17 protein-coding genes and 1 pseudogene are annotated in these 23947 nt (G+C 64.3%); 9 read left to right on the top strand and 9 right to left on the bottom strand.

Annotated features, from left to right (window positions below):
- Positions 1–37 precede the first annotated feature (37 nt).
- Positions 38–613 carry a phasin family protein gene (locus NCS03_RS05590; protein WP_008350468.1) on the top strand — a complete coding sequence of 192 codons (576 nt, stop codon included), beginning with the start codon at positions 38–40 and terminating at the stop codon, positions 611–613.
- 155 nt (positions 614–768) lie between these two features.
- On the opposite strand, the gene lpdA is transcribed toward NCS03_RS05590, so the two are convergent.
- The 4 genes and pseudogenes from lpdA to aceE form a co-directional block, all read right to left on the bottom strand.
- Positions 769–2505, bottom strand: a complete 1737-nt coding sequence (lpdA, locus tag NCS03_RS05585; protein ID WP_033537214.1) for a dihydrolipoyl dehydrogenase — start codon at positions 2503–2505, stop codon at positions 769–771.
- A gap of 144 nt (positions 2506–2649) precedes the next feature.
- Positions 2650–2817, bottom strand: a pseudogene (locus tag NCS03_RS31255) (biotin/lipoyl-containing protein); the annotation flags it as partial.
- 74 nt (positions 2818–2891) lie between these two features.
- Entirely contained in the window at positions 2892–4208 is a 1317-nt protein-coding gene (aceF, locus tag NCS03_RS05580; RefSeq protein ID WP_250434441.1) for a dihydrolipoyllysine-residue acetyltransferase, read from the bottom strand.
- Between the two features lie 80 nt (positions 4209–4288).
- Entirely contained in the window at positions 4289–6982 is a 2694-nt protein-coding gene (gene aceE, locus NCS03_RS05575) for a pyruvate dehydrogenase (acetyl-transferring), homodimeric type (RefSeq protein WP_034472145.1), read from the bottom strand.
- A gap of 292 nt (positions 6983–7274) precedes the next feature.
- Between aceE and fixL the strand changes: the two genes are divergently transcribed.
- The 4 genes from fixL to NCS03_RS05555 all read left to right on the top strand — a co-directional run bounded on the left by fixL (position 7275) and on the right by NCS03_RS05555 (position 13040).
- Complete coding sequence (fixL, locus tag NCS03_RS05570; RefSeq protein WP_034472179.1) at positions 7275–9809, top strand: oxygen sensor histidine kinase FixL; 2535 nt, start codon at positions 7275–7277, stop codon at positions 9807–9809.
- Positions 9806–10441: an oxygen response regulator transcription factor FixJ gene (gene fixJ / locus NCS03_RS05565; protein ID WP_008350478.1), complete on the top strand. Its 636-nt coding sequence runs from the start codon at positions 9806–9808 to the stop codon at positions 10439–10441. The genes fixL and fixJ overlap by 4 nt, the downstream gene beginning before the upstream one ends.
- A gap of 233 nt (positions 10442–10674) precedes the next feature.
- The gene (locus NCS03_RS05560) at positions 10675–12078 is read left to right on the top strand and encodes a DUF3300 domain-containing protein (protein WP_502801515.1); all 1404 of its coding nucleotides are present in this window, start codon (positions 10675–10677) and stop codon (positions 12076–12078) included.
- Positions 12079–12137: 59 nt separating this feature from the next.
- Positions 12138–13040, top strand: coding sequence for a DUF2950 domain-containing protein (locus tag NCS03_RS05555; RefSeq protein WP_250519358.1), 903 nt, complete (start codon positions 12138–12140; stop codon positions 13038–13040).
- A 37-nt stretch (positions 13041–13077) separates the two neighbouring features.
- Here the strand turns inward: NCS03_RS05555 and NCS03_RS05550 are convergent, their stop codons facing one another.
- Positions 13078–13623: a hypothetical protein gene (locus tag NCS03_RS05550; protein ID WP_239294958.1), complete on the bottom strand. Its 546-nt coding sequence runs from the start codon at positions 13621–13623 to the stop codon at positions 13078–13080.
- A 55-nt stretch (positions 13624–13678) separates the two neighbouring features.
- On the opposite strand from NCS03_RS05550, the gene NCS03_RS05545 reads away from it, so the two are divergent.
- The 3 genes from NCS03_RS05545 (at position 13679) to NCS03_RS05535 (ending at position 17496) form a co-directional block, all read left to right on the top strand.
- Positions 13679–13906 carry a hypothetical protein gene (locus tag NCS03_RS05545; protein WP_235366345.1) on the top strand — a complete coding sequence of 76 codons (228 nt, stop codon included), beginning with the start codon at positions 13679–13681 and terminating at the stop codon, positions 13904–13906.
- A 444-nt stretch (positions 13907–14350) separates the two neighbouring features.
- Positions 14351–15205: a bifunctional methylenetetrahydrofolate dehydrogenase/methenyltetrahydrofolate cyclohydrolase FolD gene (gene folD / locus NCS03_RS05540; protein WP_250439530.1), complete on the top strand. Its 855-nt coding sequence runs from the start codon at positions 14351–14353 to the stop codon at positions 15203–15205.
- A 167-nt stretch (positions 15206–15372) separates the two neighbouring features.
- Positions 15373–17496, top strand: a complete 2124-nt coding sequence (locus NCS03_RS05535) for a M3 family metallopeptidase (RefSeq protein WP_034474086.1) — start codon at positions 15373–15375, stop codon at positions 17494–17496.
- Positions 17497–17545: 49 nt separating this feature from the next.
- Here the strand turns inward: NCS03_RS05535 and NCS03_RS05530 are convergent, their stop codons facing one another.
- Complete coding sequence (locus NCS03_RS05530) at positions 17546–18823, bottom strand: amidohydrolase family protein (protein ID WP_008350489.1); 1278 nt, start codon at positions 18821–18823, stop codon at positions 17546–17548.
- A 69-nt stretch (positions 18824–18892) separates the two neighbouring features.
- Entirely contained in the window at positions 18893–19387 is a 495-nt protein-coding gene (locus tag NCS03_RS05525) for a carbon-nitrogen hydrolase family protein (protein ID WP_250528908.1), read from the bottom strand.
- Between the two features lie 91 nt (positions 19388–19478).
- Here NCS03_RS05525 and NCS03_RS05520 point away from each other — a divergent pair, with 91 nt between their 5' ends.
- Positions 19479–20378: a LysR family transcriptional regulator gene (locus NCS03_RS05520; protein WP_033537202.1), complete on the top strand. Its 900-nt coding sequence runs from the start codon at positions 19479–19481 to the stop codon at positions 20376–20378.
- Here NCS03_RS05520 and NCS03_RS05515 read toward each other — a convergent pair.
- A complete protein-coding gene (locus NCS03_RS05515) occupies positions 20362–20946 on the bottom strand; it encodes a GNAT family N-acetyltransferase (RefSeq protein ID WP_250528907.1) in 585 nt (194 codons plus the stop codon). The genes NCS03_RS05520 and NCS03_RS05515 overlap by 17 nt on opposite strands.
- Before the next feature lie 46 nt (positions 20947–20992).
- Complete coding sequence (locus NCS03_RS05510) at positions 20993–23782, bottom strand: DUF4118 domain-containing protein (protein ID WP_250528906.1); 2790 nt, start codon at positions 23780–23782, stop codon at positions 20993–20995.
- Positions 23783–23947 lie beyond the last annotated feature (165 nt).

The following is a 23947-nucleotide window of genomic DNA, read 5'->3' as shown; positions in this document are numbered from 1 at the left end:
CGACCCGCGTTGATGGGTCTGCCATCAGGAGCCTGAGATGACGCTGTTGACCCCCGAGCAAATCGCCGCTGCACAGAAAGCCAACTTCGACACGCTGTTCGGCCTCACGAACAAGGCGTTCGAAGGCGTTGAGAAGCTCGTCGAACTGAACCTGCAAGTTGTGAAGTCCACGCTGGCCGAAAGCCAGGAAAACGCACAGCGCGCGCTGTCGGTGAAGGACGCGCAGGAACTGCTCGCCCTGCAAGCCAGCCTGACCCAGCCGGTCGCGGAAAAGGTGCTGTCGTACGGCCGTCACCTGTATGAAATCGCGTCGGCCACGCAAGCCGAATTCGCCCGCGTCGCGGAAGCGCAGTACGAAGAGCAGAACCGCAAGGTCCAAACGCTCGTCGACAACGTCGCGAAGAACGCACCGGCCGGTTCGGAAACCGCCGTCGCCGTCATGAAGTCGGCCATCACCGCCGCCAACACGACGTACGAAACGGTTCACAAGGCAACGAAGCAAGCTGTCGAAATTGCTGAAAGCAACTTCAACGCTGCCGCTACGGCTGCGACGAAGGCCGCTACGCAAGCGACCGAGCAAGCTGCCCGCGCCACCAAGAAGTCGGTTGCGTAAGTTTGCCGCCGGGCCCCTGCCCGGCCGATGCAGCAAGAATCGCGAAGAACCCGGCCATCGCGCCGGGTTTTTTGTCGTCTATTGCTCGTGAATCCCACAAACAAAAAGGCGCGCTCCGGTCAAGGAGCGCGCCTTTCTTCTGTAACCGCGGACGCTTACTTCTTGCGCTGCGGCGGCAAGTCCGTGCACACGCCTTCGTACAACTCGGCGGCCATGCCGACCGATTCGCCGAGCGTCGGGTGCGGGTGGATCGTCTTGCCGATGTCGGTCGCATCCGCGCCCATCTCGATCGCGAGACACACTTCGCTGATGAGATCGCCCGCATTCAGACCGACGATGCCGCCGCCGATCACGCGATGCGTCTCTTCATCGAAGATGAGCTTGGTGAAACCTTCGTCGCGGCCGTTGGCGATCGCGCGGCCCGACGCGGCCCACGGGAACACCGCCTTGCCGAACTTGATGCCTTCGGCCTTGCACTGCTCTTCCGTCTTGCCAGCCCACGCCACTTCCGGATCCGTATAAGCGACGGACGGAATCTGCAGCGCGTCGAAATACGCCTTCTCGCCGTGCGCCGCTTCCGCCGCGACGTGGCCTTCGTGCACGGCCTTGTGCGCGAGCATCGGCTGGCCGACGAGATCGCCGATCGCGAAGATGTGCGGCACGTTGGTACGCATCTGCTTGTCGACGTTGATGAAGCCGCGATCCGTCACCGCGACGCCCGCCTTGTCCGCGCCGATCTTGCCGCCGTTCGGGCTGCGGCCGACCGCGAGCAGCACGAGGTCGTAGCGCTGCGGCTCGGCCGGCGCCTTCTCGCCTTCGAATGTCACATAGATGCCGTCTTCCTTGGCTTCCGCCTTGGTCGTCTTGGTCTTGAGCATCACGTTCGTGAAGCGCTTGGAATTGAACTTCTCCCAGACTTTCACGAGATCGCGGTCCGCGCCGAGCATCAGGCCGTCGAGCATTTCGACGACGTCGATGTCCGCGCCGAGCGTCGAATACACCGTCGCCATTTCCAGCCCGATGATGCCGCCGCCCACCACCAGCATGCGCTTCGGAAGCTGGCGCAGTTCGAGCGCGCCGGTCGAATCGACGACACGCGGATCGTCCGGGAAGAACGGCAGCTTCACCGCCTGCGAACCCGCCGCGATGATCGCCTGCTTGAACTTGACGACCTTCTTGCCGTCCGCGCCGTTCACTTCCATGTGATTCGGATCGACGAACGCGCCGACGCCCGTCACGACCTGGACCTTGCGCGCCTTCGCCATGCCCGCGAGACCGCCGGTCAGCTTCTTGACGACGCCTTCCTTGAAGCCGCGAAGTTTGTCGAGATCGACCTTCGGCTCGCCGAAACTGATGCCGTGCGCCGCGAGCTCGGCCGCTTCGTCGATGACGAGCGCCGTGTGCAGCAACGCCTTCGACGGAATGCAGCCGACGTTCAGACACACGCCGCCGAGCGTCGAATAACGCTCGACGAGCACGGTCTTCATGCCGAGATCGGCGGAACGGAATGCCGCCGAATAACCGCCGGGACCGGCGCCGAGCACGAGCATGTCGCATTCGACATCGGCCGCGCCGGCGTAGCTGCCTGCTTGCGGCGCGGGCGTCGGCGCGGCTGCCGGCGCCGCTTTCTGGGGCGCGGGAGCAGGCGCCGCAGCGGACGCGCCGCCTTCGAGCGTCAGAACCAGCGTGCCTTCCGACACGTTGTCGCCGACCTTCACCTTCACTTCCTTGACCGTGCCGGCGGCAGGCGACGGCACGTCCATCGTCGCCTTGTCGGATTCGAGCGTGATGAGCGACTGCTCCTTTTCGACCGTATCGCCCGGCTTCACATGCACTTCGATGACGGGAATGTCCTTGAAGTCGCCGATATCCGGCACCTTCACGTCCTGCACGCCGCCGCCCGAAGCCGCAGCCGGTGCGGGCGCAGCGGCGGGAGCCGGAGCCGGCGATGGCGCGGCCGCAGCGCCGGCGGTTTCGATCATCGCGATGACCGAGCCCTGGCTCACCTTGTCGCCCTGCTTGACCTTCACTTCCTTGATGGTCCCCGCGACATCCGCGGGCACTTCCATCGTGGCCTTGTCGGTTTCGAGCGTGATGACGCCCTGTTCCTTTTCGATGACGTCGCCGGCTTTGATATTGACTTCGATGACATCGACATCGGAGAAGTCGCCGATGTCGGGTACTTTTAGTTCGACGAGACTCATGTTGTCCCCTAAGAGATATGCGGATGGAACCTCGGACGAACGTCCGAGGTTCCGCCGTCGGCCAGATCAGCAGATCAGAGAATGACGCGACGGAAATCGCCCAGAATCGCCGACAGATAAGCGTTGAAGCGCGCCGCGGCCGCGCCGTCGATGACGCGATGGTCATACGACAGCGACATCGGCAGCGTGAGGCGCGGCACGAACTGCTTGCCGTCCCACACGGGCTTCTGATAGCCGCGCGACAGACCGAGGATCGCGACTTCGGGCGCGTTGATGATCGGCGTGAAGTGCGTCCCGCCGATGCCGCCCAGCGACGAGATCGAGAAGCAGCCGCCCTGCATCTGATCGGGCTTCAGCTTGCCGTCGCGCGCGAGCTTCGACAGTTCCGCCATTTCCTTGGCGATATCGACGAGGCCCTTCTTGTCCGCGTCGCGGATCACCGGAACGACGAGGCCGTTCGGCGTATCGGCCGCGAAACCGATGTGGTAGTACTGCTTGAAGACGAGGTTGTCGCCGTCGAGGCTCGCGTTGAAGTCCGGGAACTTCTTCAGCGCCGAGACCACGGCCTTGATGACGAACGCGAGCATCGTGAACTTCACGCCCGCTTTCTCGTGCTCCTTGTTGAGCTTCACGCGCAATTCTTCGAGCTCGGTGATGTCGGCTTCGTCGTTGTTCGTGACGTGCGGGATCATCACCCAGTTGCGATGCAGGTTCGCGCCCGAAATCTTCTTGATGCGCGAGAGCGGCTTCGGCTCGACCGGACCGAACTTCGTGAAGTCGATCTTCGGCCACGGCAAGAGGCCGAGTTCGCCGCCGCCACCGCCAGCCGGCGCCGCAGCCGCAGGCGCCGCGCCCTGTCCCGACATCACGCCCTTCACGAACGCGGTGATGTCCTGCTGCGTGATGCGGTTCTTCGGCCCGGTGCCGCGCACGCGCGACACATCGACGCCCAGTTCCCGCGCGAACTTGCGCACCGACGGCGACGCGTGGCTCGACGTGCGCGAGCCGTCGCCGGCGGGAATGACAGGCGCCTGCGCGAGCGCGGACGGCGCTTCCTTCGGCGCGGGCGCGGGCTTCGCGGGCGCATCCGAGGGCACTTCCTTCGGTGCCGCCGGCGCGGGCGCGGGCGCCGGTGCGGCCGCGCCGCCTGCGCCGCCTTCCAGCACGACGATGAGCGAGCCTTCCGACACGTTATCGCCGACCTTGACCTTCACTTCCTTCACGACGCCCGCTGCCGAGCTCGGCACGTCCATCGTGGCCTTGTCGGATTCGAGCGTGACGAGCGACTGCTCGGGTTCGACCGTATCACCCACCTTGACCAGCACCTCGATCACGGGGATGTCCTTGAAATCGCCGATGTCCGGCACTTTGACTTCGATCGCTTGACTCATTATTAGTGTCTCCTGGGTCGCACGCGGGCCTCCTTCCGCTTCGGAAAGAGGCCGCGTCACAACGCACGGGGGCGATGCCTTTAGACGGTCATCGGGTTGGGTTTGGACGGGTCGAGGTTGTACTTCTTGATCGCCTCGGCGACGACCTTGCGCTCGATCGTGCCTTCGTCGGCCAGCGCGTTGAGCGCAGCCAGCGTCACCCAGTAGCGGTCGACTTCGAAGAAGTGGCGCAGCGCTTCGCGCGTATCCGAGCGGCCATAGCCGTCGGTGCCGAGCACCACGAACTTCTGCGGGACATAGCCGCGAATCTGGTCGACGAGCGCGCGGATGTAATCCGTCGATGCGATCACCGGGCCCTTCGCGTCCTTCAGCAGCGCCGTGACGTGCGGCAGCTTCTTCTCTTCGGTCGGATGCAGCAGGTTCCAGCGCTCGCACGCCTGACCGTCGCGGGCCAGTTCGGTGAAGCTCGGCACGCTCCACAGATCGGCGCTGACGCCCCAGTCGTCCTTCAACAGTTGAGCCGCGGCGATGACTTCGTTGAAGATCGTGCCCGCGCCCATCAACTGAACGTGCGCCTTGGCCGGCGCATCGGCCTTCTTGAAGGCGTACATGCCCTTGATGATGTCCGAAGCCACGGCATCGCCTTGCGGGATCGCCGGATGCTCGTAGTTCTCGTTCATCACGGTGATGTAGTAGTACACGTCCTCCTGGTCCGCGACCATGCGGCGCAGGCCGTCCTGCATGATGACGGCGAGTTCGTAACCGAACGTCGGGTCATAGCTCACGCAGTTCGGAATCGATGCCGCCCACAGCAGCGAGTGGCCGTCTTCGTGCTGCAGCCCTTCGCCGTTCAGCGTCGTGCGGCCAGCCGTGCCGCCCAGCAGGAATCCGCGCGAACGCATGTCGCCCGCGGCCCACGCCAGATCGCCGATGCGCTGGAAGCCGAACATCGAGTAGAAGATGTAGAACGGGATCATGATCTCGCCGTGCGTCGAGTACGACGTCGCGGCCGCGATCCAGTCACACATGCCACCCGCTTCGTTGATGCCTTCCTGCAGGATCTGCCCCGTCTCCGATTCCTTGTAGAACATCAGCTGGTCGGAGTCTTCCGGGATGTACTTCTGGCCGTCCTGATTCCAGATGCCGATCTGGCGGAAGAGGCCTTCCATGCCGAACGTGCGCGACTCGTCCGGGACGATCGGCACGATGCGCTTGCCGAGCGCCTTGTCCTTCAGCAGGATGTTGAGGATCCGCACGAACGCCATCGTCGTGGAGATTTCGCGGCCTTCGCCCGTGCCCTTCAAGAGCGGCTCGAACGCGGACAGCGCCGGCACCGGCAGCGATTCGGCCTTCTCGCGGCGCGTCGGCAGATAGCCGCCCAGGTCCATGCGCTTCTGGCGCATGTATTCGAGTTCCTTCGAGCCTTCCTCGAACGTGAGATACGGCACGTCGGCGATCTGCTCGTCGGTAAGCGGCAGACGGAATTGGTCGCGGAATTTCTTCAGCGTGTCGATCGGCAGCTTCTTCTGCTGGTGCGTGATGTTCATCGCCTGACCATGCTCGCCCATGCCATAGCCCTTGATGGTCTTGGCGAGGATGACGGTCGGCGCGCCCTTCGTCTTGGTCGCTGCGTCGAAGGCCGCGTAGATCTTGTGCGGATCGTGGCCGCCGCGGTTCAGGTTCCAGATGTCGTCATCGGACCAGTCGGCGACGAGCGCCTTGAGTTCCGGCGTGTTGAAGAAGTGCTCGCGCACGAACGCGCCCGACTCCGACTTGTACGTCTGGTACTCGCCGTCGACGACTTCCATCATGCGGCGCATCAGCGCGCCGGTCTTGTCGCGTGCAAAGAGCGCGTCCCAGCGGCTGCCCCAGATGACCTTGATGACGTTCCAGCCGGCGCCGCGGAATTCGCTTTCGAGTTCCTGAATGATCTTGCCGTTGCCGCGCACCGGGCCGTCCAGTCGCTGCAGATTGCAGTTGATGACGAACACGAGGTTGTCCAGACGCTCGCGGCCGGCCATGCCGATCGCGCCGAGCGATTCCGGCTCGTCCGTTTCGCCGTCGCCGAGGAAGGCCCAGACCTTGCGGCCTTCGGTCTTCGCCATGCCGCGCGCGGCCATGTACTTCATGAAGCGCGCCTGATAGATCGCCATGATCGGGCCGAGGCCCATCGACACGGTCGGGAATTGCCAGAAATCCGGCATCAGCCACGGATGCGGATACGACGAGATGCCCTCGCCGCCCACTTCCTGGCGGAAGTTGTTCAGTTGCTTTTCGGTCAGGCGGCCGAGCAGGAACGCGCGCGAATAGACGCCCGGCGACGAGTGGCCCTGCACGAAGACGAGGTCGCCGCCGTGATCTTTCGAAGGCGCGTGCCAGAAGTGATTGAAGCCGACGTCGTAGAGCGTCGCGGCCGATGCGAACGAAGCGATGTGACCGCCGACGTTCGTGTCCTTGCCCGCGCGCAGCACCATCGCGATGGCGTTCCAGCGGGTGTACGAGCGGATGCGGTGTTCGATGTCCTGATCGCCCGGAATCTTCGCCTGCGAAGCGACGGGGATCGTGTTGATGTACGGCGTGTTCGCCGAAAACGGCAGGTGCTCGCCATGCACGCGAGCGAATTCGATCTGTTTCTCGATCAGGTAGTGCGCGCGATCAGGACCGACCGCGGAAATCACGCCGTCGAGCGCATCGAGCCACTCGGCGGTTTCCTGAGGATCGTCGTCCTTGGCGTTGGCGACATATTTGAGAACTTCGTCGGGTACAGCGGACATGCTCGTCTCCTGATGTGAGGAACACTCGATGAGAACCGCCGGCACACGCCCGCGAACACACGCGGAAAAGCGGGCACTGGCCGCGTGCCGGCAATTCTAAAGAGGGTCCAGACCATGACGCAAGGAATTTTTCAAATCATGAGAGCTAATCTCACCATGCGAAAAATTGCTGCAACGCACCGTCCGATAAGACTTTTTTGTTCAGATGTTTCTCCTCCTTTTCCTGCAACTGAGCACGCTTTACCGTCTTTTTACGCCATTTAACAATCAGGTGGTGCGTTACAATCGCTCCATGTTGACCGAACGGCTGATCAAACGCTCGGCGAGGTCCGCGCGCAAGCCGACCGACGCCTCGCCCTCCCGCTGGCACCACGGACCGTGGTGGTCGAACTCCTATTTACTCACGCCGCTCATTTCGATCCTGGTGTTTCTGATCGTGATGAGTCTGATTCTCTGGAGCCTGAACCGGCGCGAGCAACAGCAGCAGGAAGACACGCTTTATCGCAACGTCGCGTGGGCTCAGCAACAAATTCGCCTGTCGATGACCGGTGCGCAGGAGCAGATCCAGGCGCTCGCGCGCGACATCGCGACAGGGCACGGCGATCCGCAAACCTTCCAGACTTCGTCCACCGACATCATGCAGGGGCATCCCGAGATCCTCTACATGAACTGGTACACGAGCGAGCATAAGCCGCGCTGGCCGAATACGCCGCTGCCCGTGCTCGGATCGCGCCTCGCCAAGCCGAACGACACGCAGATGGACGAGGCCGTGCAGGCCGCCTTCGACGAAGCGCGCACCACCCGCCGCCAAGTCTACTCGCCGTTGCTGTACGACGATCTCGGCAACGGCTACATCACGCTGCAGACGCCGGTTTTCCGCGACCGCGAATTCCTCGGCTCGATCGCGGCCGTGTTTTCGATCGAAGGCATACTGAAGCACGACATTCCGAGCGAATTGTCGGCGAAATACAAGATTTCCATCACCGATCTGAACAACCGCGAGCTCGCGACCACATCGAGCCGCCCGCGCCTGCCGCGCGACATGTTCTACGACCTGCCGCTCGACCCGCCCGGACAAGGCCTGTCGGTGCGCGTGTACTCGTATCCGCAGCTCACGAACTTCACCAACAACACGCTCGTCTGGCTCGTCGCCGGTTTGTCGTGCTTCGTGCTGTGGAGTCTCTGGAGTCTGTGGAAGCACACGCGCCAGCGCTTCGAGGCGCAGCAGGCGCTCTACGCCGAGGCGTTCTTTCGTCGCGCGATGGAAAACTCCGTGCTGATCGGCATGCGCGTGCTCGACATGCACGGCCGCATCACGCACGTGAATCCGGCGTTCTGCCGGATGACGGGCTGGGACGAAAGCGATCTCGTCGGCAAGAACGCGCCGTTCCCGTACTGGCCGCGCGACGCGTATCCGGAGATGCAGCGCCAGCTCGACATGACGCTGCGCGGCAAAGCGCCCTCTTCCGGTTTCGAACTGCGTGTGCGCCGAAAAGACGGGTCATTTTTCCACGCGCGACTCTATGTCTCGCCGCTCATCGACAGTTCCGGCCGTCAGACGGGCTGGATGTCGTCGATGACGGACATCACCGAACCGAAACGCGCGCGTGAGGAACTCGCCGCCGCGCACGAGCGCTTCACCACCGTCCTCGAAAGTCTCGACGCCGCCGTCTCCGTGCTCGCCGCCGACGAAGCCGAACTGCTGTTCGCGAACCGCTATTACCGGCATCTGTTCGGCATTCGTCCGGACGGCCATCTGGAACTCGCGGGCGCGGCGTTCGACGGCGGTTCGCAGAGCTCGTCCGACACCATCGACATGGTCGATACCTACGCGGGCCTGCCCGCCACCGCCCTCACGGAAAGCTCGGCGGACGCGCAGGAGGTCTACGTCGAAGGCATTCAGAAGTGGTTCGAGGTGCGCCGCCAGTACATTCAGTGGGTCGACGGCCATCTCGCGCAGATGCAGATCGCCACCGACATCACGCAGAGGAAGCAGGCGCAGGAACTCGCGCATCAGCAGGAAGAAAAGCTCCAGTTCACGAGCCGCCTGATGACGATGGGCGAAATGGCGTCGTCGCTCGCGCACGAGCTGAATCAGCCGCTCGCCGCGATCAACAACTATTGCTCGGGCTGCGTCGCGCTCGTGAAATCCGGCCGCATGACGCAGGAAACGCTGCTTCCGGTGCTCGAAAAAACCGCGCAGCAGGCCGTGCGCGCGGGCATGATCATCAAGCGCATCCGCGAGTTCGTGAAGCGCAGCGAACCGAAGCGCCAGGCGGCGCGCGTCGCGGATATCGTCGCGGACGCGGTCGGTCTCGCCGAGATCGAGGCGCGCAAACGCAAGATCCGCATCGTCACCGAAATCCGTTCGCGGATGCCCGTCATTTACGTCGACCCGGTTTTGATCGAACAAGTGTTGGTCAACCTGTTGAAAAACGCGGCCGAGGCGATGCATGATGCGAAACCACACGCCGTCGATCCGGTGATACGCGTAGTCGTGCAGCGCATGGACGGCGGCTTCGTGTGCATCAGCGTGGTCGACCAGGGTCCGGGCGTGGACGAAGCAACCGCCGAGCGTCTCTTCGAGCCGTTCTACAGCACCAAGTCCGACGGCATGGGCATGGGGTTGAACATCTGCCGTTCGATCATCGAGTCGCATCGCGGGCGCCTTTGGGTGGTCAACAACGTCGAAGCGGACGGCCACGTGACCGGCGCGACTTTCCACTGCAGCCTGCCTATCGGCGAAGTGGAAGGCGGCTCGGGCACGGGCGGCACGGATGCGCAGGACGAACATACGAGACAACAAACAGTTACGGGAGAACTATGAGCACAGTCACCACTCAGGAAACCGTCTTCGTCGTCGACGATGACGAAGCCGTACGTGATTCCTTGCGCTGGCTGCTCGAAGCAAACGGCTATCGCGTTCAGTGTTTCTCCAGCGCGGAATCGTTCCTCGACGTCTACCTGCCGATCGCCCATTCCGGCGCGATTTCCTGCCTGATCCTCGACGTGCGCATGGCCGGCATGACGGGGCTCGAACTGCAGGAGAAGCTCATCGCCGAGAACTCGCTCTTGCCGATCATCTTCGTGACGGGGCACGGCGACGTCCCGATGGCCGTCTCGACCATGAAGAAGGGCGCGATGGACTTCATCGAGAAGCCGTTCGACGAAGCCGAACTGCGCAAGCTCGTCGAGCGCATGCTCGAAAAGGCGCGCAGCGAGAGCACCAGCGTGCAGCAGCAGCGCGCGGCCGCAGAGCGCTTGGGCAAGCTGACGGCGCGCGAGCATCAGGTGCTAGAACGCATCATCGCCGGGCGGCTGAACAAGCAGATCGCCGACGATCTCGGCATCAGCATCAAGACGGTCGAAGCGCATCGCGCGAACATCATGGAGAAGCTTTCCGTGAACACGGTGGCCGATCTGCTGCGTCTCGCGCTGTCGAACAAGCCGCAGCAATAAGCGCTTCGGCTCTCCCCTTCGCGGCCGGCATCGTCATGCCGGCCGCGCGTTTATCGGCGCGCTCGCGAGCGAATGCGCCCGAATCTCCTTCCCGCCAAAGTTCGTTGAACGCCGAACTGAAAAGTGATATTGGCTGAATCACGCCGGATCACTACCCGATTTCCTCGCTTCAATCCCGGCTACGCGCAACGATCTCGCAACGTCTCGCACGGGGGGATTCGATGTCGAAACGAATGGGTGTCATTGGTTCGCAAATCGGCACGGCAAGAGCGATCGCGTTCGCCGTCACGCTCGCCGCGATGCCGCTTTTCGCCGCGCATCCGCTCGACGCGCAAGCGCAGAACGCCGCGCCGGCCGGCCAGAAACTCACGAACCAGCAACTCGACGCGCTGACCGCGCCGGTCGCGCTCTATCCGGATGCGCTGCTCGCGCAAGTGCTGATGGCGTCGACGTATCCGTCGCAGATTACCGAAGCGGCCGACTGGTCGAAGGCGAATCCGAACCTCAAGGGCGACGACGCCGTGAAAGCCGTGCAGACGCAGCCATGGGACCCGAGCGTGCAGTCGCTCGTCGCTTTCCCGCAGGCGCTCGCGACGATGGCCTCCAAGATCGACTGGGTGACGCAGCTCGGCAACGCGTTCATCGCGCAGCCGAGCGACGTGATGGACTCCGTTCAGCGTCTGCGGCGCGCGGCGCAAAGCGCGGGCAATCTGAAGACGAACGAGCAGCAGAAAGTCACGAGCGCGCCCGCGCCGGCGGGCAGTACGACCACCAGCACTACGGTGATCCAGATCGAGCCCGCCAATCCGCAAGTCGTCTACGTGCCGACCTACAACCCGACGGTCGTGTACGGGACGTGGCCATATCCCGCGTATCCGCCGGTCTATGTGCCGCCGCCTCCGGGATATGCGATCGGGTCGGCGTTCATGACCGGCATGGCGTTCGCAACAGGCGTCGCGGTCGTGAATTCGCTGTGGGGCAACTGCAACTGGGGTCACGGCGATGTCAACGTCAACGTGAATCGCTACAACAACATCAACACGGCCAACCGCATCAATGCGAACAGCAATAACGTCCGCTGGAACCGCAACGATCCGCAGTTCAACCGGACGAACGTCGCCGCGAACCGCCAGAACCTGAACAACGCCAATCTCGGCGCGAACGGCAACCAGTTCCGGGGCCGCGAGGATGCGCGCGCGCAAGCCGCGCAGACCTTGCAGCAGCGCACCGGCCAGAACCTCAACGAATCGGCGAGCCAGCGCGCGCAGAGCATCCGCGAGGGCGGCGGACCGAACGCGCGCACGACGAGCGATCTTCGTCAGCGCTCGCAGGACGTAAATCGCGACAACGCGCTGCGCGGCGCGGGCGATGGCAACGGCGCGCGCCAGGACATGCAGCGCGGACAGGCGAGCCGGCAGTCGTTCAATCAGTCGCATGAGCGCGCCGGCGCAGGTGGCGGCGGTGTTCAGCGTCAGGCGGGCGGCGGCGGTGGCGGTGGCGGTGGTTTGGGCGCGGGCGGAGGCGGCGTGCAACGTGGCGGCGGCGGATTTCAAGGCGGCGGCGGTGGCGGATTCCACGGCGGTGGCGGAGGCGGCGGCGGGTTCCATCGAGGCGGCGGCGGAGGCTTCCGCCGTTGATGATCGATTCCATCGTCAAACGCCGCGAATGCGGCGAACGCCAGATCCAGGAGCCCGACATGAAACCATTCGCCTCATCGAAGAAGCTCGTCCTGCGCGCGTTCGCGGTCGCGTCGCTCGTGCTCGGCGCGTCGCTCGCGCACGCGCAGGCCGTTTATCCGACGCCCGAAGCGGCGGCGCAAGCGTTCACCGACGCCATCGCCACCAACGACGAAGCCGCGCTCGCCAAAGTGCTCGGCAAGGACCATCGCCGATATGTGCCCGAAGGCAGCATCGGCCGGGAGGATATCTACGCGTACCTCGGCGCGTGGGCGCAGCAGCATCGCATCGTCGAGGATGCGCAAAGGGTCGACGGACATCCTTCAGCGCGCATCGAAGCGGGCACGGACGGCTGGACGCTGCCGATTCCGCTCGTCAAGGTCGCGAACGGCTGGCGCTTCGACATGCGCGCCGCGCGCGACGAGCTGCTGACGAGGCGCATCGGGCGCAACGAGCGATCGGCGATGCAGGTCGCGCTCGCGGTCGTCGCCGCGCAGGACGACTTTCGCAAGACGGCGGGGCGGTACGCCGACCGCTTCGTGAGCACGCCCGGCAAGCACGACGGCCTTTACTGGGACACGGCGCCGGGCGAGCCGGAAAGCCCGCTCGGTCCGCTCGCCGAGACGATGCCGAACAAGCCGACCGACAAGGACGGCTACTACGGCTATCACTACCGCATTCTGACGTCGCAAGGCTCGAACGCACCGGGCGGCGCGAAGAACTATCTTCAGGACGGACGGCTGACGCAGGGTTTCGGCGTCATCGCGACACCCGCGCGCTACGGCCAGACGGGCGTGATGACGTTCATGGTCAATCAGGACGGACAGATCTACGAGAAGGATCTGGGCCCGGCTTCCGCAAGCAAGGCGGCGGCAATCAAGTCGTTCAACCCGGATTCGTCGTGGAAGGTGGTGACGCCCTGAGCGGGCGCGGGGTGGCGCGCGGCTCAGGGCGAGAGGACTATTGTTTCGTCAACTGGCCGTAGGCATAACGAAGTTCGTTCAGGTTATGCACGTTGTACAGAACCGTTCGGCGATAACCATTGCTGCCGGTGATCGGCACGAACAGAATGGCCGCGTTGCCGGTATAGGTCGTGCCGGCAGGCACCGAGCAGGAAGTGGCGGGCGCCACGCTCATCGTCACGGCGTACATGTTGCGATTGCTGCCGGGGGTCGCCAGCAACATTTTTCCGCTGACGTCGCAACCGCTTAGTTTGCCTGTGAAAGAGCCGTCGTCGGCGATCGTCAGCGACGTCGACGATTGCGTCCAGGTGCCCGCGACGCTCTGCTGCGTGACACTCAATGCGTTCGCTGCATCGTAGTTCGACGAGAACTCCGTGGTCGCTCCATTCGCGACGTAGCTCCCGCTGAAAGTGTTTCGCGGCGAGTAGGTTCCGCTTCCCGAGCTCGTCGGATACGCGAACAGCATGTTGTTGAAAGACAGACCGGACGTCAGCGTCCAGGCCTGCGGCGAGTATGAGATGACGCCATAGAGTGCGCTGGTCACGATCGACCCAATCGCATTGAGCGACGAGACATTGCCGTCCGGATCGACTAGCGCGATGGTGCGGTTCGTCAGCGAATTCGTCGTCCAGATTCCTTCGGCGTTCGTTCCTGTTTGCGCCGTCGATCCTGCTTGCGGATTCGCGAGGCTCGGCAGTGCTTCCCCCACCGTTGCCGGCGAAGACGCCGCAGCAGGCGCGCTGGCGCTGGTCGGCAAATCTGTCGAAGGGACCGTCGACGACGCCGCGCTGGCCGGTGCGGCCGCGGCGGGCGCGCTGGCGGGCTGACGGTTCTCATCCGCGCCGCCGGAGCCTCCGCCACCGCAGGCGGAAAGCAAAACGACACTGCTAAACGTCAATGATATGACTGCACATTTTCCGAAAGACATTCTTGATTTTCTCCTGCAAGCATCGGTAAATAACGCGGCAGGGAGTATCCCGGAAGAACGGTGGTTTACTGGTAAGCGGCAAGTAATTTGACAAGCGCTGGGCGAAGACTCATCGGCACGCAGCGGATCCGAGATTCTGGTTTCACGTCGGTGACCCGCCGAGACTCCCGAGCGCGCCCGGCGGTATAATTTCGCCCTTCCCAAGGGCGCATTTGCCGCACAGCGGCCAAGCAAGCGCCCAGCACCTTGCGCGAGCGCCGCGCACCGTCGCCGATCAGAGCGGCGGGCACGGCGTCGGCTTCACGCCCTCGCGCGCCCTCGCCCATCCTCGATCCGATTCGCCATGACCGCCCAACTCATCGACGGCAACGCCCTATCCAAGACCCTTCGCGCCGATGTCGCCCGGCGCGCCGCCGCCCTCTCCGCCCGTGGACATAAGCCGGGCCTGGCCGTCGTGCTCGTCGGCGACAATCCGGCGAGCGAAGTCTACGTGCGCAACAAGGTGAAGGCCTGCCAGGACAACGGCCTGCACTCGGTGATGGACCGTTTCCCCGCGACGCTCGCCGAAAACGAACTGCTCGCGCACATCGAAAAGCTCAACGCCGATGCGTCGATCCACGGCATCCTCGTGCAACTGCCGCTGCCCGCCCACATCGACAGCCACAAGGTCATCGAGGCGATCGCGCCGGAAAAGGACGTCGACGGTTTTCACGTCGCCAATGCGGGCGCGCTTCTGACCGGCAAGCCGCTCTTTCGCCCGTGCACGCCCTACGGCGTGATGAAGATGTTCGAAGCGCACGGCATCGACCTGAAAGGCGCGAACGCCGTCGTGATCGGGCGCTCGAACATCGTCGGCAAGCCGATGGCGCTGCTCCTGCTCGAAGCGGGCTCGACCGTCACGATCTGCCACAGCAAGACGCGCGACCTCGCCAAACATACGCGCGACGCCGATGTGATCGTCGCCGCGGTCGGCCGCCGCGACATCCTCACCGCCGACATGGTGAAGCCGGGCGCGACGGTCATCGACGTCGGCATGAACCGCAACGACGAAGGCAAGCTGTGCGGCGACGTCGATTTCGCGGGCGTGAAGGAAGTGGCGGGCTATATCACGCCGGTGCCGGGCGGCGTCGGCCCGATGACCATCACGATGCTGCTCGTCAACACGATCGAAGCGGCCGAGCGCGCGGCGCAGGCTTGAGCGGCGCGGGGCGGCCGCGGGTTGTAGGGGAATGCCGGGCATTGCCTTAATCGGCCCCTTAAAAACAAACGATTGGAATTTGCCGCGCCCGCCCCAATAATCTCCGAACGAGCCGGCGCGGGGCGCGACACCCGTGCGGCGTCATCCAATATCAGCACGGGAGAGCCATGAGCGATACCACGTCAGCCATCACGTCCGAAGCGGCAGCGGCCAATCCGCTGCTCGACTTCTCCGATCTTCCGCGTTTCGGCGAGATTCAGCCGGCGCACGTCACGCCCGCGCTCGATGTGCTCCTTGCCAATGCCAAGGCCGCCGTCGACCGTGCAAGCGCGCCCGAGACGCCTGCGACGTGGAAAGACGTCGTCGAGGCCGTCGAGCAGGAATCGGAAAAATTGTCGCGCGCGTGGGGCATCGTCGGCCATCTGAACGCCGTCGCCGACACGCCCGAACTGCGCGCCGCCCACGCTGAAAACCTGCCGCGCGTGACCGAATTCTCGGCGAGCGTCGGACAGAATCTCGCGCTCTACGAAAAGTACAAGGCGATCGCCGCCGGTACCGAATTCGCGGGCTTGTCGGCCGAGCGCAAAAAAATCCTCGAAAACTCGCTGCGCGATTTCCGTCTCTCGGGCGCCGAATTACCCGAAGACCGCAAGCCGCGTTTCGCGCAGTTGCAGGAAGAACAGGCGGCGCTGTCGAAGGCGTTTTCGGATCACGTCCTCGATTCGACCAACGCCTATGCGTACATCGTCACGCAGAAGAGCGATCTCGCCGGTCTGCCCGACGACGTGATCGAAGCCGCCCACGAAGCCGCGCAACGCGACGGCAAGGAAGGCTGGAAGTTCACGCTGCATTTCCCGTCGTATTTCCCGGTGCTGCAGTATTCGGAGCATCGTCCGATGCGCGAGGCGATGTATCGCGCGTACGTCACGCGCGCGTCCGAACTCGGCGCGACCTATGGCAACGGCAAGGCCGAATGGGACAATACGGCGAACGTCGTCGAGCATCTGAAGCTGCGCGAGGAAGAAGCGAAGACGCTCGGTTATCAGAACTTCGCGGAAGTGTCGCTCGCGCCGAAGATGGCGGAATCGCCCGCGCAGGTCATCGCGTTCCTCGAAGACTTGGCGAAGCGCGCCCGCCCCTACGCCGAAAACGACTGGATGGAACTGCGCGCGTTCGCCGCGACCGAGCTCGGCATGCCCGAGTTGCAGCCGTGGGACATCGCGTACGCGGCGGAGAAGCTGCGTCAGAAGCGCTATTCGTTCTCGGAAAACGAAGTGAAGCAATACTTCCCGCAAGAAGCCGTGTTGAAGGGTCTCTTCAAGGTGACGGAGACGCTCTTCAACGTGTCGATCCGCCGCGACGAAGCCGCCGTGTGGAATCCGGACGTGCGCTTTTTCCGCGTCGAGAACAAGGACGGCACGCTCGTCGCGCAGTTCTATCTCGACCTCTACGCGCGCGAAGGCAAGCGCGGCGGCGCATGGATGGACGACGCGCGCTCGCGTCACAAGCGCGGCGAAGGCGGCGTGCAGACGCCGGTTGCTTATCTCACCTGCAACTTTTCGGCGCCGGTGGGCGGCAAACCCGCATGCTTCACGCACGATGAAGTCATCACGCTGTTCCACGAATTCGGGCATGGGCTGCATCACATGCTGACGCGCATCGACGAACTGGGCGTGTCGGGCATCAACGGCGTGGAGTGGGATGCGGTCGAACTGCCGTCGCAGTTCATGGAGAATTTCTGCTGGGAATGGGACGTGTTGACCGACATGTCCGCGCACGTCGAAACCGGCGCGCCGCTGCCGCGCGAACTGTTCGACAAGATGCTCGCCGCGAAGAACTTCCAGAGCGGTTTGGGCACGCTGCGCCAGATCGTCTTTTCGATGTTCGATATGGTGCTGCACACGTCCTACGATCCGGCCAACGCGACGCAGAACGTCAACGATCTCGCACGCGCGATCAACGAGAAGTTCCATGTGATCCCGCAGGCGCCCTTCTCGCGCTGGCCGAATACGTTCAGCCATATTTTCGCGGGCGGGTATGCGGCGGGGTATTACAGCTACAAGTGGGCGGAAGTTTTATCCGCCGATGCGTACGCCGCGTTCGAGGAAGCCGCGAAGGCCGGAAGCGGTTCGGTGCTCGATGCGACCACGGGTACGCGTTATCGTCGCGAGATTCTGGAAGTCGGCGGCAGCCGTCCGGCGATGGAATCGTTCAAGGCGTTCCGTGGGCGCGAGCCGGATATCGACGCGTTGTTGAGGCATAACGGGATGTCGGGCGCGACGGTGCATTGACGCCTCCTGCCGATTGATGCGAAAACCCGGTCCGCGAGGACCGGGTTTTTTATCGCCTCTCAATCCTGAAATCCACCTCCCCCGGCCTTCCTTCCAGCGCCAGCGTCGCGCGCACGGCCGGACTCCGGCTCACCACCTTTCCGCGCCTGACAACAACCGTTCGCGCCGCCCGCAGCCGAATCGCTTCGACAGGATCGCGCGCATCCAGCACCACGCAATCCGCGTTGCAGCCCACTTCGATGCCATACCCTTCGAGCCCGAGAATCCGCGCAGGATTTTTCGTGACCGCATCGAAGCACGCGCGCATCGCGTCGACGCCCGTCATCTGCGCGACGTGCAAGCCCATGTGCGCGACGTCGAGCATGTCGCCCGAACCCAAGCTGTACCACGGATCCATCACGCAGTCGTGCCCGAACGCGACCGTGATGCCCGCCGCCATCAGTTCCGGCACGCGCGTCATGCCGCGCCGCTTCGGGTAAGTATCGGAGCGCCCCTGCAACGTGATGTTGATGAGAGGATTCGCGATTGCATTCACGCCCGCCTCGCGCATCAGCGGAATGAGCTTGCTGACGTAGTAGTTGTCCATCGAATGCATCGACGTGAGATGCGAGCCGGTGACGCGTCCATGCAAGCCGAGCCGATGCGTCTCCGCAGCGAGCGTTTCGATGTGGCGCGACATCGGATCGTCGGACTCGTCGCAGTGCATGTCCACGCGCAAGCCCTGCTCCGCCGCGTATTCGCACAGCAGTTTCACCGATGCCGCGCCGTCCGCCATCGTGCGCTCGAAGTGCGGAATGCCGCCGACGACATCGACGCCCATCGCGATCGCGCGCTTCAGATTGTCGAACGCGCCCGGGCTGCGCAACACGCCGTCCTGCGGAAACGCGACAAGTTGCAGATCGAGATACGGCTTCACGCGCCGTTTCACTTCGACGAGCGCTTCGACGGCCAGAAGCCGCGGATCGCACACATCGACGTGAGAACGGATCGCGAGCAATCCGCGCGCGACGGCCCAGTCGCAGTACTGCAGCGCGCGCTCGACGAGCGCTTCCTGCGTGAGATCCGGCTTCAATTCACCCCATAGCGCGATGCCTTCGAGCAGCGTGCCGGACGCATTCACGCGCGGCAGGCCGTAGGAAAGCGTCGCGTCCATATGGAAGTGCGCGTCGACGAAAGGCGCGGTGACGAGCGAGCCGTTCGCATCGATTTCCTCGCGCGCGGTGGCCGCAAGATGCCGCTCGATCGCGGCGATGCGCCCCGCCTCCATGCCGATGTCGACGAGTTCGCGCGAGTGAGCGAGCGCCGCGCGGCGAATGATCAAATCCATGTGCGAAACCTCCGTGCCGGGCTGTTCGTCCGATTGTATCGGGACATAAAAGCCGTGCGGAGGCGCGATTCAACCCGTCAATCGATGACGGCCGACGATCGCGAAACTGAGCGGCAGCGAACCGCGCGGCATCGTGCGTTCCGTCGTGCGCTCCGTCGTGCGCTCCGTCTCGTGCGCAAGCGGATGCGCGTCGAATACGCCGAGGCGATTGCCGCTGTGCGAACCGCGCCGCGCCGCACTCGGCATGCGATGACGCACGCGCGCGCCGCCGGGAAAACATATCGCGTAGCTGTCGAAGCGCCCGCCGTCTTCGGTGCGCTCGATCCAGCCGACGCCCGCCGCGACGCCGCTTTCATCGACGGCGGCGGCGATCGCGTGAATCGACGGATCGTCGAACGGATCGGCGCGCGAATCGTCGATACCCGAAGGGGAAAACAGCGCGAGCCACACGCCTTGGCGCGCGGCATAGGCGAGCTTTGCGGCGATGAATCGACAGTCGAGCGCGGCATCGCCCTTCCGCGATTCGAGCGCGATGACGGCGACACGAAACGATGCGGCATCCAAGTGGAACTCCCGATGTGACGAGTGAGTATCCTCATTGAAGCGCTCGGCAATCGATAAGTAAAATGAATGTTTCGACGTGTTCGATCGCCAAATGGAATTGAAACTCCTGCGCTCCTTTCTCACCATCGCCGAATTGCGTCATTTCGGCCGTGCCGCCGAAGCGCTGCACTTGAGCCAGCCTGCGCTCAGCAAGCAGATTGCGTCGCTCGAAGAAAGCCTCGGCGCGCGCCTCTTCGAACGCGGACGCCACGGCGCGGATCTGACGACGTTCGGCGCGGGCTTCATCGGCGATGCGCAAGCGCTCGTGCGCGACGCCGACGCCGTGCTGGCCCGCGCACGCGAAGCCGCGAGCGGCGCGCGCGGATTTCTGCGCGTCGGCTTGTGCCTGTCGACGCTCACGCATGTGCCGAAGCTGATCGCCGAATTCGGCGCGCTGAATCCGGACGTGAGCATCACGCTGCACGATCTCTCGTCGCACGAACAGACGCGCCGCATCCTCGCGAACAAGCTCGATGTCGGATTCATGCGGATGCCCGCGAGCGCCGGGCTTTCCGGCTTCACCGTGCTCGATGAAACGCTCGCGCTCGCCGTGCCCGAGCACACGCGCTACAAGCGTCTGCCCGCGAATCTGAACGAACTGAACGAACCGGGATTCATCGCGCTGTCGCGTGGGCGCGGGCCGGGGCTTGCTGCGCAGATCGATCGCTGGTGCGCGGAGCACGATTTCGCGCCGCGCGTGATTCAGGAAGCGGACGATATCCAGTCCGTGCTCGCATCGGTGGCGGGCGGCGTGGGCGCGGCGTTCCTGCCATCGCGCGCGCAGTACTTGCTGCGCGATGCGCGCGTGCTGACATTGCGCGATCGAGCGGCGCGCTGGCGCGTCGGACTTGCATGGCAAGACGAACGCGACGACACCGTCACGCGCCGCTTCGTCGCGTTCATGAAGGCGCGCGTGAAAGCGCTGAAGGCGCGCGCTACGCTCGACGCGTGAGCTTGGCGAGCAGCATCGCTTTGACGTCGGGCCATTCGTCGTCGATGATCGAAAAGCGGACCGAATTGCGCTTGCGGCCATCGGGCATGATGCGCTCGTGCCGCACGATGCCTTCCTGTTTCGCGCCGACGCCGAGTATCGCCGCGCGCGATTTCGCATTGAGCTCGTCGGTGGTGAACTGCACGCGCACGCAACGCATTGCTTCGAACGCGTGCGCGAGCAGCAGAAACTTCGCTTCCGTGTTGATGCCCGTTCGCTGCGTCGATGCCGCGAGCCACGTATGTCCGATTTCGAGCTTGCGGTTCACGCGGTCGATCTTCCAGTAACGCGTGCTGCCGACGACGCGCGCATCGCTGGCGCGCACGATCACGAACGGCATCACGGTGCCGGCATCGCGGCCCGCGAGGGCGGTGTCGATATAACGATCGATGGCGTCTTCGTTCGGCACGACCGTCACGCTCAGATTCCAGAGTTCGCCGTCGGCGGCTGCATCGAGCAAGGCGGCGCGATCCTCGCGTTGCAGCGGACGAAGCTGCACGCGCTCGCCGTTCAAAGTCGGTTGGCTCATCGTTGGTTTGCAGTTTGCTCGTGAGCCGACATCATAATTCGCCGCGTCAGACATCGTCCGTTCCCGGCGCGGCCGCCTTCGAGTCGACATCCTCGTCGGGCGGCAATTCTTCGGGCGGCGCATCGTTGGCCGGCAGCGTGAACCAGAATCGTGCGCCGAGAACGCGCCCGTTCGCGTCCGCGCGATTCTCGACGCCGATGTGCCCGCCATGCGCCTCGACGATCGCGCGGCAGATGGCGAGACCGAGCCCGATGCCCGGTTGCGCCGATTCCTTCTCGCCGCGCGTGAACTTGTCGAAGAGACGGTTCTGCATGCCGGCCGGCACGCCCGGCCCTTCATCGTCGATGCACACGCGCACGAAGCGCGCATCCCCGTCGTGCGCGAGCGCGGCGCCGATGCGGATCGGCGTCGCGGGCGGCGTGTACTTCGCGGCGTTTTCCAGCAGGTTGGCGAAGAGACGCTCCATCAGCACGGCGTCGAGTTGCAGCAAGGGCAGGTCCGCCGGCACGCGCGTCTGTACGGGACGCCCGGCGAGCACGCGGCGCGAACTCGCGAGCGCGGCGCCCACGGTTTCTTCGAGCATCGACCATTGACGATTCAGCCGGATCGCGCCCGCCTGCAGACGCGCCATGTCGAGCAGATTGATCACGAGGCCGCTCATGCGCAGCGCTTCTTCGTGGATCGCGTGCACGAGTTCCTGCGATGCCTCGCTCTGGCCGCCTGCTTCCCGCGCCTCTTCCTCCAGCACCGAAGCGAAGCCGACGATCGACGTGAGCGGCGTGCGCAGATCGTGCGATATCGCGGATAAAAGCGAGTTGCGCAGGCGCTCCGATTCCATGTTGACGAGCGCGTCCTGCGCGATTTCGACGTAATGCACGCGTTCCAGCGCAAGCGCGATCTGCGACGCGAACGTGTCGACCATGCGGCGCTGCTCGGGCACCGCGAGTTCGGCTTCGCGCCCGGTCACGAGCGCGAGCACGCCGCGCGTGCGCATCGGCGCCTTGAGCGGGAGATAAAGCGCCTGGCTCGCGGGCAAGGTCTCGGTGCCGCGTCCGGCCGGTTTCTGCTGGTCATAGACCCATTGCGCGATGTCGAGATCGAGACGCGCGGCATCGAGCGTCACATCGGGATTCGGTTCGTCCACTTTCTGCCGCACTTTCTCGGCGGCGTCGGGCAGGAGCATCGCGACCTTCGCCTGAAACACTTCCGCGACGTGGCGCGTGCCGATCTCGATGATCTGCTCGGTCATCAACGCGGCGCCGAGTTCCTTGGTCATCGCGTACATCGCGCCCGTGCGCCGCTCGCGTTGCGATGCGATGCGCGCCTCGCGCCGCAGGCTCGACGTCAGATGACTGATCGTGAGCGAGGTCAGCAGCATGACGAGGAACGTGAGCAGATACTGCGTGTCCGTCACGGAGAAAGACAGCTCGGGCGGCACGAAGAAGAAGTCGAACGCGGCGACCGACAGAAACGACAGCATCACGCCGGGACCGCGCCCGAGCCGCACGGCCGCGAAGATCACGCCGAGCAGATAGAGCATCACGAGATTCGTGATTGCGAACTGACGGGCGGCGAGCATGTCGGCGACGAGCGTGATGCCGCCGCCGATCGCGAGCGCATGAAGATAGGCGCGCGGCGGCGAGTGCGCGCCGTCGCGCCAGGTGCCGAAGGCTTGCGTGATCGTGCGGCGTGGCGCGTCGCGTGTGCCGGTCGACACGAGCGTCACGTCGATATCGGATCCTTGCCGGATGATGCGCTCGCTCACCGGCCGAGCGATGAGACGCCGCCATCCCGCGCTCGCCGACGCGCCCGCCACGAGCTTCGACACGTTGCGCATGTGCGCGTAGTCGATGAGCGTCGCGGCGGCATCGGCGCCATCGAGCGTGACGGTTTCCGCGCCGAGTTCGGAGGCGAGCTTGAGCGCGTCGAGCGTGCGGCGGCGCTGATCGTCGGAGAGGCGCTGCAGCTTCGGCGTCTCGACGTACACCGCGAGCCAGTCGGCCTTGAGCGCCGTGGCGAGCCGCGCGGCCGCGCGCACGAGCGTCGCGCTTTCCGGTCCCGGGCCGATGCACGCGATGAGCCGTTCGCGCGCGCGCCAGATGCGTTCGATCGACTGATCGGCGCGGTATTCGCGCATTTGCGCGTCGACGCGATCGGCCGTGCGGCGCAAGGCGAGTTCGCGCAGCGCGATCAGATTGCCCTTGCGAAAAAAGTTGCGCACGGCGTGCTCGGCCTGCGCCGGCAGGTAGACCTTGCCTTCGCGCAGACGGTCGAGCAGTTCTTCGGGCGGCAGGTCGACGAGCGTGACTTCATCGGCGAGGTCGAAGATGCGATCGGGCACGGTCTCCCAGACCCGAATGCCGGTGATGCGCCCGACGATGTCGTTGAGGCTTTCGAGGTGCTGGACGTTGACGGTCGTATAGACGTCGATGCCCGCGTCGAGCAGTTCTTGCACGTCTTGCCAGCGCTTCATGTGGCGCGAGCCGTGCACGTTCGAGTGCGCGAGTTCGTCGACGAGGATGAGTTGCGGTTTTCGGGCGAGCGCGGCGTCGAGGTCGAATTCGGCGAGCAGACGGCCGCGGTGTTCGATGCGCGCGGGCGGGAGCGTTTCGAGGCCTTCGACCAGTGCAAGGGTTTCCTTGCGGCCATGCGTTTCGACCACGCCGACGACTACTTCCACGCCCTCATCGCGGCGGCGGCGTGCGGCCTGCAACATCGCGAAGGTCTTGCCTACGCCCGCCGATGCGCCGAAGAAAATCTTCAGTCTGCCGCGCTCGCGTTTTTCTTCCTCGCGGTGGAGTTTGTCGAGGAGTTCTTCTGGGGTTGGGCGGGGCATGGTTTTTTTTGGGGTTCTTGCTGGCGCTTGTTGTGGTGGTTCGCTTGCGATTTCGCTGGATCCCGTTTTCGTGTCGGTCTATTAGCACTGCCCCTGTGCGGGGCGGCAGTCACTTTCTTTGCTGCTGCAAAGAAAGCAACTGTATTGAGCGTCAAGGGTTGAGTT

Origin of the sequence: Caballeronia sp. ATUFL_F1_KS4A (assembly GCF_023630905.1) — a bacterium.
GTDB classification, from domain to species: domain Bacteria; phylum Pseudomonadota; class Gammaproteobacteria; order Burkholderiales; family Burkholderiaceae; genus Caballeronia; species Caballeronia zhejiangensis.
This window is presented reverse-complemented; position numbering and strand designations above follow the sequence as displayed.

Bases quoted from the DNA above. Each gene is read 5' to 3' on its own strand.
- folD (WP_250439530.1), top strand. From the start codon at position 14,351: ATGACCGCCCAACTCATCGACGGCAACGCCCTATCCAAGACCCTTCGC.
- NCS03_RS05535 (WP_034474086.1), top strand. From the start codon at position 15,373: ATGAGCGATACCACGTCAGCCATCACGTCCGAAGCGGCAGCGGCCAAT.
- NCS03_RS05545 (WP_235366345.1), top strand. From the start codon at position 13,679: ATGGTGCGGTTCGTCAGCGAATTCGTCGTCCAGATTCCTTCGGCGTTC.
- aceF (WP_250434441.1), bottom strand. From the start codon at position 4,208: ATGAGTCAAGCGATCGAAGTCAAAGTGCCGGACATCGGCGATTTCAAG.
- NCS03_RS05520 (WP_033537202.1), top strand. From the start codon at position 19,479: ATGGAATTGAAACTCCTGCGCTCCTTTCTCACCATCGCCGAATTGCGT.
- NCS03_RS05560 (WP_502801515.1), top strand. From the start codon at position 10,675: ATGGGTGTCATTGGTTCGCAAATCGGCACGGCAAGAGCGATCGCGTTC.
- NCS03_RS05590 (WP_008350468.1), top strand. From the start codon at position 38: ATGACGCTGTTGACCCCCGAGCAAATCGCCGCTGCACAGAAAGCCAAC.
- NCS03_RS05530 (WP_008350489.1), bottom strand. From the start codon at position 18,823: ATGGATTTGATCATTCGCCGCGCGGCGCTCGCTCACTCGCGCGAACTC.
- aceE (WP_034472145.1), bottom strand. From the start codon at position 6,982: ATGTCCGCTGTACCCGACGAAGTTCTCAAATATGTCGCCAACGCCAAG.
- NCS03_RS05515 (WP_250528907.1), bottom strand. From the start codon at position 20,946: ATGAGCCAACCGACTTTGAACGGCGAGCGCGTGCAGCTTCGTCCGCTG.
- fixL (WP_034472179.1), top strand. From the start codon at position 7,275: ATGTTGACCGAACGGCTGATCAAACGCTCGGCGAGGTCCGCGCGCAAG.
- NCS03_RS05510 (WP_250528906.1), bottom strand. From the start codon at position 23,782: ATGCCCCGCCCAACCCCAGAAGAACTCCTCGACAAACTCCACCGCGAG.
- NCS03_RS05555 (WP_250519358.1), top strand. From the start codon at position 12,138: ATGAAACCATTCGCCTCATCGAAGAAGCTCGTCCTGCGCGCGTTCGCG.
- fixJ (WP_008350478.1), top strand. From the start codon at position 9,806: ATGAGCACAGTCACCACTCAGGAAACCGTCTTCGTCGTCGACGATGAC.